The sequence below is a fragment of the Nonomuraea ferruginea genome (assembly GCF_039540635.1).
In the GTDB taxonomy this organism is placed as follows: domain Bacteria; phylum Actinomycetota; class Actinomycetes; order Streptosporangiales; family Streptosporangiaceae; genus Nonomuraea; species Nonomuraea ferruginea.
Map to the genome: position 1 here is coordinate 1 of NZ_BAABFD010000038.1, position 15495 is coordinate 15495.

The following is a 15495-nucleotide window of genomic DNA, read 5'->3' on the forward strand; positions in this document are numbered from 1 at the left end:
GCGGCGCCGAGTGCCAGGGTGGCGCCCAGGGCCAGGCGGGAGGTGGACGGGATGCGATCGAAGATGTGCTTGACCATGCTCGGGGATTGCTCCTTGCTTCCATGCCGCCTACCGGGTTAGCTGTCGGATTCGGGCGTGGAAGTGCCCTACGGCGCGCCCTTGGTGAAGAGCGACCGATTCACCCCAGAGAAAGGTGGGTCCCCGGTTCCGCCAGAGGGCGGATTCGGCGGCCGCGCCGTGTTCCCGCTTGGTGCGCGGGTGGGCGCGGTCTCGGCAATTCATCGGCAACGCGCGGGGGCTTACCTAAAAGCGCTGCTCAAGCGCGTGCCATCGATGGGTCCGAAGGTAATCGTCGCGCAAGGGAAAGGGCAAGCGCGGGACGGGCCCCGACGACGGGATCCCCCATGACATGGGGGATCCCGCACGAATTCTTTACCTTCGATCCGGTTACGAACCGTCGGGCGAGGAGCCGAGCCGGGGGACGTGGCGCAGGGCGGTGGCCGCCAGGATCGCCGCGGCGAGCAGGACGACCGAGGCGGCCGCCGCCGTGACCGTGAGGCTCGTGGTGAAGGCGGCCCTGGCCGCCTCCGCGAGCGTGGCGGCGACGGAGGCGGGCTGAGCGGACGCGACGGCCATGGCGCCGCCCAGGGTGTCGCGGGCCGCTGCCGCCGCCTCCGCGGGGACTTCCTCCGGTACGCGCAGGCGGGCCTGGTAGACGGCGGCGGCGATGCTCCCGAAGACGGCCAGCCCGGCCGCGCCGCCGAACTCCTGGGCGGTCTCCGACAGCGCCGCCGCCGAGCCGGAGCGCTCCGGCGGCGCCGCGCCGACCACGATGTCGATGCCCAGCACGAGCAGCGGCGAGCCGCCCAGGAAGAACAGCGTCTGCCCGGTCACCAGCGCGGCGAGCCCCGACGTGCCCGCCATGGTGAGGAGCAGGACCCCTGCCGCGCCGAGCACCAGTCCCCCGGCCGCGAGGACCGCGGGCCGGACCCGCCGCGCCAGCGCCGGGGTCGCCACGAACCCGAAGATGATCGCCACCGCGTTGGGCAGCGTCCACAGCCCGGCCTCCAGCGGCGACAGGCCGAGCACGAGTTGCAGGTACTGCGCCGTCAGCAGGCCGATCCCCGGCCCCACCAGGATGACCAGCATCAGCGTGCCCAGCGCCCCGGAGAAGCGCCGCTCGGCGAACAGCCGCAGGTCGAGCAGGGGTTCGGCCAGCCCGCGCTGCCTTCGTACGAAGACCACCGCCAGTGCCGTCCCCGCCACCAGGGAGAGCGGCGCGACGGCGCCCGCCCCGCCGGCGGCCAGTTCCTTCACCCCGTAGGTGACCGCGAGCGCGGCCGCCACCGACAGCACCACGCTGGGCGCGTCGATCCGGCCCACCGCGGGCGAGCGGTACTCGGGCAGCAGCAGCGGCCCCGCCACCAGCAGCACGGCCATCACCGGCACCCCGAGCAGGAACGCCGCCCCCCACCAGAAGGTCTCCAGCAGTGACCCGCCGAGCAGCGGCCCGATCACCATGCCGCCGGTGAAGCCGACCATCCACAGGCTGATCGCGGTCGTCCGCTGGGCGGGGTCGTGGAACATGGTGCGGATCAGCGACAGTGTCGAGGGCATCAGCGTCGCGCCCGCCACGCCCAGCGCGGCGCGGGCGGCGATGAGCACTTCGGCGCTCGGCGCGTACGCGGCCGCGGCGGAGGCGAGCGCGAAGGCCGCGGCCCCGATCAGCAGCAGCCGCCTGCGCCCGATCCGGTCGCCCAGCGTGCCCATGGGGATGAGGAACCCGGCGATCAGGAACCCGTAGATGTCGTTGATCCACAGCAGCTGCGCCCCGGTGGGCCGGAGGTCCTCACTCAGCGCGGGCACGGCCAGGTGCAGCACGGTCACGTCTATCGAGAGCAGCAGGGTCGGCAGGATGAGGACGGCCAGGCCGATCCACTCCCGCTTGCCCGCACGCTGTTGTATGTCCATGCATGGAACGCTAAAAACCCAACCACGCTTGAGGTCAATCCCCGATAAACCCAAGATTCCGCACTTTCGGTGATTGTCGGGGTGAATGCGGGCAGTGCCACAGATGGACGGTCGCCATAGGGCAGTGTTGGGAGCATGCCGATGAGGACAGAGCTCGACCGCCTCGCGGGCGGGGCGCACCATGATCCGCATTCCGTGCTGGGCGCCCACCCAGGCGCGGGTGGGGTGACCTTCCGAGCGCTGCGCCCGCTCGCCGAACGGGTCCGCGTGGTGCTGGACGACGGCACCGCGCACGACATGAAGCACGTGGCCCACGGCGTGTTCGAGACCACGGTCCCCGGTCTGGACAAGGTTCCCTCGTACACCTTGAGCGTGCGCTATCCCGGCGGTGAGGCGCACGAGACGCGCGACCCGTACCGGCACTGGCCCACGCTGGGCGAGGTCGACCTGCACCTGATCGGCGAGGGGCGGCACGAGCGGCTGTGGGAGGTGCTCGGCGCCCGCGTGATGGAACACCAGGACACGCCGGGCACGGCGTTCGCCGTCTGGGCGCCCAACGCCCGCGGCATCCGGGTGATCGGCGACTTCAACCACTGGGACGGCACCGCCTACCCCATGCGCTCGCTGGGCCGCTCGGGGGTGTGGGAGCTGTTCGTCCCCGGTCTCGGCGCGGGCGAACGTTACAAGTACCAGGTGCTGGGCGCCGACGGCGTATGGCGCGACAAGGCCGACCCGATGGCGCGCAGGACCGAGCTGCCCCCGCAGACCGCCTCGGTCGTCGAGCAGTCCGACTACGTCTGGGCCGACGAGGAGTGGATGGCGGGGCGGCGCGACGAGCAGCCGCGCAACGGGCCGATGAGCATCTACGAGGTCCACCTGGGCTCGTGGCGGCCCGGCCTGTCCTATCTGGAGCTGGCCGACCAGCTCTCGGAGTACGTGGCCGACCTGGGCTTCACGCACGTGGAGCTGCTGCCGGTGGCCGAGCACCCGTTCGGCGGGTCGTGGGGCTACCAGGTGACCTCCTACTACGCGCCGACGGCCCGCTTCGGCACCCCCGACGAGTTCCGCGCGTTCGTCGACCGGATGCACGCCAAGGGCATCGGGGTGGTGCTCGACTGGGTGCCGGCGCACTTCCCGATGGACGACTGGGCGCTGGCCCGCTTCGACGGCACCCCGCTCTACGAGCACGCCGACCCGGCCAGGGGCGAGCACCCCGACTGGGGCACGTACGTGTTCGACTTCGGGCGCCGCGAGGTGCGCAACTTCCTGGTCGCCAACGCGCTCTACTGGCTCAAGGAGTTCCACATCGACGGCCTGCGGGTGGACGCGGTGGCCTCGATGCTCTATCTCGACTACTCCCGCCGGGAGGGCGAGTGGACCCCCAACGTCTACGGCGGCCGGGAGAACCTCGACGCGGTCGAGTTCCTCAAGGAGATGAACTCGGTCTGCTACCGGGAGGCGCCCGGCATCGCGACCGTGGCCGAGGAGTCGACCGCCTGGCCGGGAGTGTCACGGCCGGTGCACCTGGGCGGGCTCGGCTTCGGGTTCAAGTGGAACATGGGGTGGATGCACGACACGCTGGAGTATCTCCGGCACGAGCCGATCTTCCGGCAGTACCACCACCATCAGATGACGTTCTCCCTCATCTACGCCTACTCGGAGAACTACGTCCTGCCGCTCTCCCATGACGAGGTGGTGCACGGCAAGGGCTCGCTGATGGGCAAGATGCCCGGCGACGAGTGGCAGCGCTTCGCCCAGCTGCGCGCGCTGCTGGCGTTCATGTGGGCGCATCCGGGCAAGCAGCTGCTGTTCATGGGCGGCGAGTTCGGTCAGGGCTCGGAGTGGTCGGAGGAGCGCGGGCTCGACTGGTGGGTGCTGGAGTTCGACGGTCACCAGGGCGTGCAGAGGCTGGTACGCGACCTCAACCGGTTCTACAAGGACACCCCGGCGCTGTGGGAGCAGGACACCAGGCCCGAGGGTTTCCGGTGGATCGACGCCGACGACGCGCCGGGCAACACGTTCTCGTTCCTGCGGTACGCGAAGGACGGGTCCGCGGTGGCGTGCGTGGTCAACTTCAGCGGCGGGGCGCACGAGAACTACCGGCTCGGTCTCCCGTACGGGGGGCGCTGGGCGGAGGCGGTCAACACCGACGCCTACGAGTACTGGGGCAGCGGCGTGGGCAACATGGGCGAGGTGGAGGCGGTCGACGAGCCGTGGCACGGCCTGCGTTACTCGACGACGTTGCGGGTGCCGCCGATGGGCGCGGTCTGGCTGACCTCGCCGCCTTCCTGACTGGTGCCTGAAAGTCTGGTGAGAAAGGAGCGGCAGGGCCTGTCCGGTCCTGACAAATCACCTTAAACTCCGAGATCATGTCTCCTCGGAGGAAGCCGGTGCGACTTCGCCCCCTGATCGCCACCGCGATCATGCTGGCGCTGCTCCCCGCGGCGCCGGCGTTCGCCGACGATTTAACGCCGACGCTGCCCACACCGACCCCCACCCCCGCCGCCACGAGCGCCGAAGAGAAGGTCGAGGAGGGCTTAGCCGTCGACGGCGGCAGCGTGCGCGCCATCGTCGAGCTGACCGACCCCGCCCAGCACGCCCCGATGGCGGCCAGGGCCGCCGAAGGCAGCGTCGAGGTGCTGCTGCAGCCTCAGGCCCAGCCGTTCATGGTGGTCGAGGGCACGGCCGAGGAACTGGCCGCGCTCGCCGAGGACCCCCGGGTGACGTCCATCCACCGCGACCGCGCCTACCCGCCCGCGCTGGCCTCCAGCATCGCGCAGATCGGGGCCGACCAGGCGCACGCCGCCGGTCACACCGGGGCCGGACAGAACATCGCGATCCTGGACACCGGCGTCGACCTCGACCACCCGTTCCTGAGCGGCCGGGTGGTGGCCGAGGCCTGCTTCTCCGCCGTGGACGCGGGCGTCGAGTCGCTCTGCCCCAACGGCCAGACCAGCCAGGTCGGCGCCGGCTCGGCCGACGCCACCACGGCCAAGTGCCTGCTGGACGGGACGAACCTGTGCGACCACGGCACCCACGTGGCCGGCATCGCCGCGGGCACCGGCGGCGTCGCGCCCGGCGCGGGGATCGTCGCGGTGCAGGTGTTCAGCCGGGTCAACGACGAGGACCTGTGCGGCGCGGCCGCCTGCCTGCTGGCGTACGAGTCGTCGCTGCGGCTGGCCCTGGACCACGTGGCCTCGCTCACCGAGCCCATCGCGGCGGTGAACCTGAGCCTGGGCGGCATGCCGTACGAGACGAGCTGCGACGACAGCGAGGAGGCGCAGGTCTTCAAGCCGAAGATCGACGCGCTGCTCGCCAAGGGCGTCGCGACCGTAGTCGCGGCCGGCAACGAGTACTTCGAGGGCGCCACGTTCCCCGCCTGCATCAGCTCCGCGGTGGCCGTCGGGGCGAACGACGACGGCGACGCCATCGCCGACTTCTCCAACCGGGGCGCGCTGCTCGACCTGTTCGCGCCCGGCGTGGACATCGAGTCGTCGGTGCCGGACGACCAGATGACCACCTACAGCGGCACCTCGATGGCCACCCCGCACGTGGCGGGCGCGCTGGCGCTGCTGAAGGCGCAGTCGCCGGACACGCCGATGCCAGACCTGATCGCCAAGCTCGTGTCGACCGGCAGGCCGTACGTCTACCAGGTCGACGGCGCCGAGGTGCGCACGCCGCGGCTGGACGTGGCGGCGGCGGTGACGGGCGGCACGCCGCAGCCGGAGATCAGCCAGAGCCCGCCGGCCGCCCCCGACCCGGCCGATCCAGGCCCGGGGGACCCGGACCCGGCCGACCCGGACCCGAGCCCTCAGCCCGACCCGACGGGCAGCGGCCCGACCCCCGAGCCGGAGCAGCCGTCCGACGACCCGACGCCGGTGCCGCTGCCGACGGTCACCGTCACAGTCACGATCACCGTCACGCCGACCCCGGCCGCCAAGGCCGCGCCGGTCTGCACCAGGGGCACCGCGGCCAAGCGGCTGACCGCCAAGCAGTGGGCCAAGGAGATCCACCGCGGCAGCGGCACGATGAGCGACGAGACCCTCACCTGCTACCTGAAGCTGGTGGGCAAGGCCAGCAAGGTCTTCCCCGAGCTGACCAAGGCCTCGTCGCTGGGCAAGGCGTACCGGGTGATCAAGAACACCAAGACCGCCAAGCGCAGGCTGGACAGCGCGCTGCTCACCGGCTGGCTCAACTGGGCGCACGGCGTGAACGGCACCAAGACCCTCAAATCCTCAGAGAAGGTGCGGCTGGCCAAGAAGCCCACGAATGCCGCGCTCAAGAAAGCTGCCACCAAGGTGATCAAATCCCGGTAAAAGGCTAGAAAACCGAGGCGTCACGGACGACACGACCGGGGAGCTATCCGCCGTGTCGTCCGCTTGACGTCTCGGAGGAAACCCGTGGGATCTCGCTCTGTGCTCGCCTGCGCGGTCGCGCTGACGACGATCGTGGGCACGGCGCCCGCGGGGAACGCCGGCACTCCTGTCAGCGACGGTCCCACCGTCGGCAACGGCCTGGTCGAGCAGATCAGGTCCGAGAAGAAGGTCCGCTCCATCGTCGAGCTGCGGCCCGGCCAGCCGGTGGGCAAGGTCGCCACGGACGTCGAGCGGGCCTCGGCCGGCGCCAAGGTGCTGGAGTCGTCCGCCTCGGCGGGCTTCCTGGTCGCCGAGGTCGACGCCGCCACCCTCGCCGAGCTGCGCAGGGACCCCCGGGTGCAGGCCGTGTACGCGGACCGGCCGAGCGTGCCCTTTCTGGCCGACAGCACCCGGGTGATCGGCTCGGACCGGGCCAACGCGGCGGGCTGGACGGGCCGCGGCGCCACCGTCGCCGTCCTGGACCTGGGCATCGACGGCGACCATCCGTTTCTGGCCGGCCGCATCGTGGACCAGGCCTGCTTCTCCACCACCGACGCGAGCACCGGGTCCGTCTCCCTGTGCCCGAGCGGCGAGGACGCCCAGACCGGGCCGGGCGCGGCGGACAGCGCGATCCCGCGCTGCATGTCGCGCGGCGTCAACCAGTGCGGCCACGGGACCCACGTGGCCGGCATCGCCGCGGGCCGGAACGCGCCCGGCGCACCCGGCAACGGGGTCGCCCCCGACGCGGCGGTCCTGCCCATCCAGGTCTTCAGCCGGGTCGACACCGCCACGGGCTGCGGCGGGGTCGGCGCCCAGGCCCCCTGCTTCGTCACCTACACCTCCGACCAGAAGCTGGCGCTGGACTACGTCACCCGCGTGGCCAGGACGTACAACGTGGCCTCGGTGAACATGAGCTTCGGCGGCAGCGGCCCCTTCCAGGCGCACTGCGACGCCGACCCGGAGGCGTCGGCGCTCAAGGGCCAGTTCGACACGCTGCTGAACCTGGGCGTCGCGCCCGTGGTGGCGGCCGGCAACGGAAGCGCGCGCGACGGGGTCGCCTCGCCGGCGTGCATCTCCAGCGCGGTCACGGTGGGCGCCACCGACGACGCCGACGCGGTCGCCGTCTTCTCCAACCGGGGAGCGCTGCTCGACCTGTTCGCTCCGGGCGTGACGATCGAGTCCTCGGTGCCGGACGACACGTACGCGTCGATGAGCGGCACGTCGATGTCCGCGCCGCACGTGGCGGGGGCGTTCGCGGTGATGAAGCAGGCGTACCCGGCGCTCGACGCGGCCCAGATCCTCCGGCGGCTCCAGGAGACCGGCCGGTCCGTCGTCTACAGCGCCTACTCCCGGCGCGTCGGCACGCCGCGCATCGACCTGGGCCGCGCGACCTCGGCTGTCACGCAGAGCTGAGCCGCCCCACTTGGCAGGAGTTGGACACACGCGCCCGACTTCTGCCGCTTAGGGTGGCTCTATGGACCCAGGCAAGGCGATCTTCGAAACCGTCGAGAAGCTCCGGCAGCGGCGCACCGCTCCGCTCGTACTTGAACTCGACCTCACCGAGGGGCTCACCCAGGGGCCGCCCTCAGACCCGCTGGCCGCGCTGCTGTCCATGCGTAAGCCCCGCCTGTCCGACGTGCTGGCCGGGCTCAAGCGGGCCCGGCAGGACTCCCGGGTCAAGGCGCTGATCGTGAAGATCGGCGGCAATCCGATCGGGCTGGCGACCGTCCAGGAGCTGCGCCAGGCCGTCGTCGAGTTCCGTGCCTCCGGCAAGCAGACCGTGGCCTTCGCCGAGACGTTCGGCGAGTTCGGCGCCGGCACGATCCCGTACTTCCTGGCCAGCGCCTTCGACCGGGTCTACCTGCAGCCCAGCGGCGACGTGGGGCTCACCGGCGTGGTCCTGGAGCAGCGCTTCCTCAAGAACGCGCTGGGCAAGCTCGGCGTCGACTACGAGATCGGCCAGCGCCACGAGTACAAGACCGCGGCCAACACCTTCACCCAGGACCACATGACCGAGCCGCACCGCGAGTCGATGGCCCGGATCGTCGAGTCCATCACCGAGCAGATCGTGGCCGGCATCGCCGACGGCCGCCGGCTCGACCCCGGCAAGGTGCGCGAACTGATCGACCGCGGCCCGTTCATCGGCGCCGAGGCGGTGGACGCCGGGCTGGTCGACGGCCTGGCCTACCGGGACGAGGTGTACGGCGAGGTCAAGCGCGCCGCCGGCGAGGACTCCCTGCTGCAGTACGTGTCCCGCTACCACCGGGCGTCGGCCGTCAAGAAGCTGCCGCATCCGACCGCCGACGGCATCGCGCTCGTCCACGGCGACGGCGCGATCCGCACCGGCCGCAGCGGCCGCAGCCCGCTCGGCGGGGGCGGCGCGATGGGCTCCGACACGATCAGCGCCGCACTGCGCGCCGCCCGCCGCGACGCGCACGTCAAGGCCGTGGTGTTCCGCGTCGACAGCCCGGGCGGCTCGTACGTGGCCTCCGACACGGTGTGGCGTGAGGTGGTGCTGACGCGCAAGGTCAAGCCCGTGATCGTGTCGATGGGCGACGTGGCGGCCTCCGGCGGCTACTTCGTCTCGATGGCCGCCGACGTGATCGTGGCCCAGCCCGGCACGCTCACCGGCTCGATCGGCGTGCTCGGCGGCAAGCCGGTGCTGTCGGAGCTGCTGGAGAAGCTCGGCGTGGACACCGACCACGTCGCCCAGGGCGCGAACGCGGGCATGTTCTCCACCTCGCGCGGCTTCTCTCCGGAGCAGTGGGAGCGGGTCAACGCCTGGCTCGACAGGATCTACGACGACTTCGTGGGCAAGGTGGCCGAGGCCCGTGATCTGAGCCGCGAGCGCGCCCACGAGCTGGCCCGCGGCCGGGTCTGGACGGGCGCCGACGCGCGGGCGGGCGGCCTGGTCGACGAGCTGGGCGGGCTGGAGGACGCGCTGCAGCTGGCCAGGAAGCGCGTCGGCCTCGCCGAGGACGCCCCGGTCCGCGTCTATCCCAGGCTCAACCCGCTGGAGCGCCTGCGCGGCCCCGAGTCCAGCGACGACAAGGCCGCGGCCCTGGCCAGGGTGCGCCTGGACTCCTGGGGCCCGCTGGCCAGGCTCTCCGCCGAACTCGGCCTCCCGGCGACCGGCCCGCTCGCGCTCCCCGCCTGGTACAGGATCCGCTAGGCGCCGACCGCGCGGTAGCGGCCGCGCAGGCGGATGAGAGGCCGCAGGCCCGGGGCCACGTAGTCGACGGCCAGGACCCGGGCCACGAACAGCGTGTGGTCGCCCGCCGGCACCACCCGCGTGGTCTCCGCCTCCAGCGCGGCGACGCCGCCGTCCAGGACGATCGCGTCCGAGTGCGGGCCGCGATGGTGCGGGACGCCCGCCACCAGGTGGCGGGCGCTCGGCCGGCCCGCCGCCGCGAACCGGCTGGCCATCGCCGCCTGATCCGACGACAGCAGGGAGCACGCCCACCGGTCCTGGCGCAGCAGCACCTCGTTGACGTAGCCCCCGCTGCCCAGGCTGACGAGCATCAGCGGCGGGTCCAGCGACACCGACATCAGCGTGGAGACGGTGACGCCCACGTCGTCGCGACCGTCGCGCACGGTGACGACCGACACGCCCGCCGCGAGCTGCGCCATGGCGTCGGTGAACTCGCTCACCGCCCGGCCCCCCGGATCCGGGCGGGGCGGGTCAGCCGAGGCCGTTCGAGGTCAGCCATTCCCCGGCCACCGTGGCGGGCTCGTCCTTGTTGACGGAGATCTTCTGCATCATGTCGAGCAGCGAGTCCGTCGTCAGCTTGGCGGAGACGCCGTTGAGCGTCGTCCTGACCGTGTCGTCCACCGTGGCCTTGTGGACCAGCGGGGTCACGTTCTGGGCCGGGAAGATGTTCTTCGTGTCCTCAAGGGGCGCCAGCTCGTTGATGGTCATCTTCGGGTCGGTGCTGAAGACGTTGCCCACCTGGATGGAGCCGTCCTTGATGGCGTCGGCCGTCGTGGGCCCCGTCGGCTTCCACTCCTTGAACTCGATCCCGTACACGTCCTTGAAACGCTGCTCCCAGCGGTCCTTGAACTCCGGCGGGCCGCCCACCACCATGTCCTTCGACACCTTGGCCAGGTCGTCCATGGTGGCGGTCTTCTGCGCCGTCTCCTTGGTGACCGAGAGGGTGTCCTTGTCCTCGGCCGGGGAGGAGTCGAGCACCTCCAGCTCGGGCGGCAGCTTCTCCTTCAGCGCGGCGTTGATCTCCTCGGCGGTCGCCGCGGTGTTCTCCTTGTCGACGTAGGCGAGCAGGTTGCCGTTGTACTCGGGCACGATCGTCAGCCCGCCGCCCTTCACCTGGTCGTAGACGACCTCGCGGCTGCCGATCCGCGGCTTCTCCTCCACCTGCACGCCCTTGGCCTCCAGCGCCTGGGCGTAGATCGACGCGAGCAGCACGCTCTCGTCGAAGTCGAACGACCCGATCACGACAGTCCCCCCGCCGGAAGCCGACCCGGTCGGCGTGGCGGCCGTGCTCTGCAGCGGGTTGTCACCGCCGCCGCCGCCACAGCCGGCCAGCGCGAGCGCCGCGGACAGGAGCACCGCCGCGGTGCCGAACATGCGTCTCATCAGTTGTTTCCCCTTCTAGCGGGAGGTTGCACCACTGTCACGTACCTTCAGTCGCCGGCTCACGCCCGGGGAGACGGTCACTCTCTGTACGAGCGTGAATCCGACCTGCACCACGAGCGCGAACAGCACAATCAACACAGAACCCCCGAAGACGCTCGCGTAATCCTGTGTCGCGAAACCGTCGATGACGAACCGCCCGAGCCCGCCCAGACCGGTGTAGGCCGCGACCGTCGTGGTCGCGACCACCTGGATGGCCGACAGCCGCAGCCCCAGCAGGATCAGCGGCAGCGCCACCGGCACCAGCACCTGCCCCAGAACCTGCCCGCCACGCAGCCCCATCCCGTACGCGGCGTCACGCAGCTCCGGGTCCACCCCCCTGATCCCCTCGAAGGTGTTGACCAGGATCGGCGGCACGGCCAGCAGCACCAGCGGGATGATCACCGGCCAGATCGACGCGGTGCCGAGCAGCAGCACGAACAGCACCAGCACGCCCAGCGTGGGGATCGCCCTGGCCAGGTTGGCGGAGACCACCACGACCAGGTGGCCCCTGCCGGTGTGACCGATCAGCAGGCCGAGCGGCACCGCGACCAGCGTGGCCAGGAAGAGGGCCAGCGCGGAGAACTCCAGGTGCTCCAGCAGCCGCACCGGGATCCCGTACGGCCCCGACCAGTGCGCGGGGTCGCCGAAGAAGTCGACGAGCCAGTTCACGTCGCCCTCCTCGCCCGTTCCCACGGCGTCAGCAGCCGCTGCGCGAGCACCAGCAGCCCGTCGGCGACCAGCGCGAGCAGCACGATCAGCCCGATGCCGACGACGACCGGCGGCAGGAACGGGTTCTGGTAGGCGCGGGTGAACAGCATGCCCAGCCCGCCCTGCCCGATCAGCGCGCCCACGCTGACCAGGCTGATGCTGGAGACGGCCACCACCCGCAGCCCGGCGATCACCACCGGCGCCGCGATCGGCAGCTCCACCTGCACCAGCCGGCGCAGCGGCGTGAAGCCCATGGCCACCGCCGACTGCCGGACGTGCTCGGGCACCGCGCGGATCCCGTCGACCACGGCGGGGATGAGCACGGCCATCGCGTAGAAGATCAGCGGGATGATCACGGTGACCGGCGACAGCCCGGTGACCGAGATCAGCAGCATGAACAGCGGCAGCGACGGCAGCGCGTAGAGCACGTTGAACACGGCCGCGGTGGGCTGGTAGAGCCACCGCCACCGGATGCAGGCGAGCCCGAGCGGCAGCGCCAGCGCCAGCCCGGCGACGATCGGCACCAGCGACATCAGCAGATGGTCGCTCAGCAGGTCCCTGATGCTGCCGGCCCGCCCGGTGTCCCAGTTGCGGGCGATCCACTCCCAGAGTGAGGGAGGCCCGTCACCCATGGACGGCCTCCGTCAGCGCCTCGTCGAGCGCCTGCCGGGTGGCCACCCCGACGACCTTGTCCTGCTCGTCCACCGCCACCGCGTGACCCGACGGGGACAGCAGCGCCGCGTCCAGCGCCGCGCGCATGGAGTCGCGGCCGTGGCGGAACGTGCCCGCGGGCCCCAGCTCGCCCGGCCGGCCGCGCGCCAGCCAGCCGGCGGCCCGTCCCTCGGCGGTGAGCGCGAGCAGCCACGGCTCGTCGCCCCGCCCGTCGGCGCCCTCCCTCACGGTCAGGTCGGTGCGCAGGCGCAGCCCGCCCGTGGAGACGAACTGCAGGCGGCGGATCCCCCGGTCGCGGCCGAGGAACTCGCGCACGAAGTCGTCGGCGGGCTCCGTCAGCAGCGTCTTGGGGTCGGCGACCTGCGCCAGCTTGCCGCCCACGCGCAGCACCGCCACCCGGTCGCCGAGCTTGATCGCCTCGTCGATGTCGTGGGTGACGAACACGATGGTCTTGTTCAGCTCGGCCTGGAGCCTGATCAGCTCGTCCTGGAGGTTCGTGCGGACCACCGGGTCGACCGCGCTGAACGGCTCGTCCATGAGCAGCACGGGCGGGTCGGCGGCCAGCGCCCTGGCCACCCCCACCCGCTGCTGCTGCCCGCCGGACAGCTGGAACGGGTAACGCTCGCCCATCGCGGGGTCCAGGCCGACCCGCTCAAGCAGCTCCATGGCCCGGCCGCGGGCCCGCTTGCGGTTCCAGCCGAGCAGGTACGGGACGGTGGCGACGTTGTCGACGACCTTGCGGTGCGGGAAGAGGCCCGCCTGCTGGATCACGTACCCGATGCCGCGGCGCAGCACCGGGGGATCGACGGTGTCCACCGGAGCGCCGTCGAGCAGGATCCGGCCCTCGCTGGGGTCGATCATCCGGTTGATCATCCGGAGCGACGTCGTCTTGCCGCACCCCGAGGGGCCGACGAGCACGGTGATCTCCCCCGTGCGCGCCTCCAGGCCGAGGCGGTCCACGGCGACCGTCCCGTCCGGATAGCGTTTGGTGACAGCATCGAAAGTGATCACGCGCGACCTCCCGCATCGAGCAGGGCCGCGACCCCCTGCCACGACCGCCGCATGATCTCTTGAACCCACAGACTACGGCGATCCATCCCCCTCTGTCCTAGCGGGTCCGAACTGAACCGCTTCACCGACCTGCGATTCCCCAGTAATTCGCCCTTCGGTAGTGCGCTCCACCAGGGATTGTTGGCATGATTGCCTCCACAACCTCCAGATTCACCGGCGCACCCCCTCCCCCTCAGCGTCCGCCCTTGCTATTAAGAGGAACCGGTCAACGTGACACACCCGCTCACCGATCAGCGCTCCCGTCGCGAGCAGATCGCCGAGCTCTACGACGGTCACGCCGCCGGGCTGTTCGTCTACTGCGCCGATCAGCTCGGCGATCTCGGCTCGGCGGCCGACGTCCTGGAGTCCGTCCTCACCAGCGCGCCGGAGGATCCTCCCCGGGCCGCCCTGTACGCGTTCGCCCGCCGGGAGATCCACCGGCGCGACGTCGTCTACGCGCCGCCGGTCGTCGATCCGCTGACCGACCCCGTGTCCGCGCTGGTCGAGCGCATCCTGCGCGAGCTGCGGCCGCAGCAGCGCGAGGTGCTCGTGCTCGGCCACGTCTGCGGGCTCGACCTGGCCGAGCTCGCCTGGGTGCTCGACGTGGCGGCCGACACGGCCGAGGAGCTGGCGCTCAGCGCCGCCCACCGGTTCCGGCAGATACTCAACATGGCGCTGGCCGCGACGGGGGCGGGCGGCTCCAAGCCGGTGGCCGACGTCTACGGCGCGCTCGCGGTCGCGCCGCTGCGCGACGTCTTCGGCCGCCTGCCGTGGCCCGAACCACCCGGCACCCTCCGCATCCACCTGGCCGGCTCCAGCACCGCCGATCCCGCGCCGCTGTTCGTCAAGCCGCGCTGGCCCGTGCCGCCGGCCTGGCCGCAGCCGCTCGGCACGGCCGACCCGGCGACCACGACCGTCCTCTTCCCCCGCGACCTGCTCAGGCCCCCCTCGCCGTCGCGCGTCCCCGACCACGACGCGACCACGACGCCGATGCCCAAGTTCCGCGACGACGTACGCGAGGGCCCGGCCTCCTTCGACGCCCTCCGCGCGAACCCCTTCGACGCCCTGCGCTCGAACCCCGCGTCCCCGGCCTCCTTCGACGCGTTGCGCTCGAACCCGGCGTCCTCAGCGCCCTTCGACGCCCTGCGCTCGAACCCCGGGTCCTCGGCGCCCTTCGAGCGCCTGAGGGGGAACCCCGCCTCGCTGAAGCCCTTCGAGGCCCGCCCGACCCCCTTCGAAGCCTTCCGCCCCCGGCGGCCCTCCCAGCCCGGCGCTGCTCAGCCCGGTCCTGCTCAGCCCGGTCCTGCGCAGCCCGGCGCTGCTCAGCAGGGTCCCGCTCAGCCCGGCGCTGCTCAGCCGGGCCCCGGCAGGTCCGGTCCCGCTCAGCCGTCCGGTCCCGCTCAGTTCGCCCCCGGCCGGCCGACGCCGCGAGGGGCGAAGCCCGGTATGGGCGAGCCGCCGATGGCCGCGCCCACCGGTTTTCTGACCGGCGGCGACGTGCTCGACGACCCGGGCGGCACCAGCCCGGCGGTCGGCGGCCTCCCGGACATGGCGGCTCCCATGACCGGCGACTTCCTCGCCCAGCCCGGCCCCGCCCGTGAGGCCGGGCCGCTGTTCACCCCGCGCGCCCAGCCAAGGGAGCCGGTCTACCGCATGCCGGCCGCCCCTTCAGCCCCGGAGCCGGAGACGCCCCCGATCCAGGACCTCCGCCCTCAGCCGGCGAAGCCCTCCCCCGCCGACTCCCCCACGGCTGACGCCCTCAAGGCCGACTTCCTCAAGGCCGACTCCCGTACCTCTGACTTCCTCCCGGCTGACTCCCGTACGGATGGGTCACGTACGGGAGAGTCCGGACAGCTTCGTACGGCGGGTGGCGGGGAGAAGGCGGATCCGCTGGCGACGAAGCCGCGTCCCGCCCTCCGGAAGCCGCAGGCGCAGAAGGGCCGCAAGCCGTCCCCCGCCAAGAACAGAAAGAAGAAGAAGCGCCGCAACCGTCACCACGACTGGGCATGGGAGCTGATCGGCTTCCTGATCTGCGTGGCGATCGCGATGATCGTGTTCTTCTCGGTCCCCATGATCCTCAAGCCCTGACCGGCCCCGGGCGAAGCC

11 protein-coding genes and 1 riboswitch are annotated in these 15495 nt (G+C 71.9%); of the genes, 5 read left to right on the plus strand and 6 right to left on the minus strand.

Annotation, left to right across the window (positions count from 1 at the left end):
* Window positions 1-90: 90 nt before the first annotated feature.
* Window positions 91-239: riboswitch (cyclic di-AMP (ydaO/yuaA leader) on the minus strand.
* A gap of 208 nt (window positions 240-447) precedes the next feature.
* Window positions 448-1971, minus strand: a complete 1524-nt coding sequence (locus ABD999_RS42630) for an MFS transporter (protein WP_271277193.1) — start codon at window positions 1969-1971, stop codon at window positions 448-450.
* Window positions 1972-2112: 141 nt separating this feature from the next.
* On the opposite strand from ABD999_RS42630, the gene glgB reads away from it, so the two are divergent.
* The 4 genes from glgB to sppA all read left to right on the plus strand — a co-directional run bounded on the left by glgB (window position 2113) and on the right by sppA (window position 9498).
* Window positions 2113-4263, plus strand: coding sequence for a 1,4-alpha-glucan branching protein GlgB (gene glgB / locus ABD999_RS42635; protein ID WP_271277194.1), 2151 nt, complete (start codon window positions 2113-2115; stop codon window positions 4261-4263).
* A 98-nt stretch (window positions 4264-4361) separates the two neighbouring features.
* Window positions 4362-6287, plus strand: coding sequence for a S8 family peptidase (locus tag ABD999_RS42640; RefSeq protein WP_271277195.1), 1926 nt, complete (start codon window positions 4362-4364; stop codon window positions 6285-6287).
* A gap of 84 nt (window positions 6288-6371) precedes the next feature.
* Window positions 6372-7739 (plus strand): S8 family peptidase, encoded by a 1368-nt coding sequence (locus tag ABD999_RS42645; protein WP_271277196.1) that lies wholly within the window; start codon window positions 6372-6374, stop codon window positions 7737-7739.
* A gap of 61 nt (window positions 7740-7800) precedes the next feature.
* Complete coding sequence (gene sppA, locus ABD999_RS42650; protein WP_271277197.1) at window positions 7801-9498, plus strand: signal peptide peptidase SppA; 1698 nt, start codon at window positions 7801-7803, stop codon at window positions 9496-9498.
* Here the strand turns inward: sppA and ABD999_RS42655 are convergent.
* From ABD999_RS42655 to ABD999_RS42675, 5 genes are read right to left on the minus strand one after another with little or no spacing between them, the layout of a single operon-like run.
* Window positions 9495-9977 carry a flavin reductase family protein gene (locus ABD999_RS42655; RefSeq protein WP_271277198.1) on the minus strand — a complete coding sequence of 161 codons (483 nt, stop codon included), beginning with the start codon at window positions 9975-9977 and terminating at the stop codon, window positions 9495-9497. The genes sppA and ABD999_RS42655 overlap by 4 nt on opposite strands.
* A 31-nt stretch (window positions 9978-10008) precedes the next feature.
* Complete coding sequence (locus ABD999_RS42660; RefSeq protein ID WP_148029421.1) at window positions 10009-10920, minus strand: ABC transporter substrate-binding protein; 912 nt, start codon at window positions 10918-10920, stop codon at window positions 10009-10011.
* Between the two features lie 15 nt (window positions 10921-10935).
* Entirely contained in the window at window positions 10936-11628 is a 693-nt protein-coding gene (locus ABD999_RS42665; protein ID WP_148029420.1) for an ABC transporter permease, read from the minus strand.
* Window positions 11625-12299, minus strand: a complete 675-nt coding sequence (locus ABD999_RS42670; protein WP_148029419.1) for an ABC transporter permease — start codon at window positions 12297-12299, stop codon at window positions 11625-11627. The genes ABD999_RS42665 and ABD999_RS42670 overlap by 4 nt, the downstream gene beginning before the upstream one ends.
* A complete protein-coding gene (locus ABD999_RS42675) occupies window positions 12292-13350 on the minus strand; it encodes an ABC transporter ATP-binding protein (RefSeq protein ID WP_219550988.1) in 1059 nt (352 codons plus the stop codon). Before ABD999_RS42675 ends, ABD999_RS42670 begins: the two co-directional genes overlap by 8 nt.
* 270 nt (window positions 13351-13620) lie before the next feature.
* On the opposite strand from ABD999_RS42675, the gene ABD999_RS42680 reads away from it, so the two are divergent.
* Window positions 13621-15477 (plus strand): hypothetical protein, encoded by a 1857-nt coding sequence (locus ABD999_RS42680; protein WP_271277199.1) that lies wholly within the window; start codon window positions 13621-13623, stop codon window positions 15475-15477.
* The last annotated feature ends 18 nt before the right edge of the window (window positions 15478-15495 follow it).

Excerpts from the sequence above, each read along its gene's own strand:
- ABD999_RS42630 (WP_271277193.1), bottom strand. The coding sequence starts at position 1,971 with ATGGACATACAACAGCGTGCGGGCAAGCGGGAGTGGATCGGCCTGGCC.
- glgB (WP_271277194.1), top strand. The coding sequence starts at position 2,113 with ATGAGGACAGAGCTCGACCGCCTCGCGGGCGGGGCGCACCATGATCCG.
- sppA (WP_271277197.1), top strand. The coding sequence starts at position 7,801 with ATGGACCCAGGCAAGGCGATCTTCGAAACCGTCGAGAAGCTCCGGCAG.
- ABD999_RS42660 (WP_148029421.1), bottom strand. The coding sequence starts at position 10,920 with ATGAGACGCATGTTCGGCACCGCGGCGGTGCTCCTGTCCGCGGCGCTC.
- ABD999_RS42670 (WP_148029419.1), bottom strand. The coding sequence starts at position 12,299 with ATGGGTGACGGGCCTCCCTCACTCTGGGAGTGGATCGCCCGCAACTGG.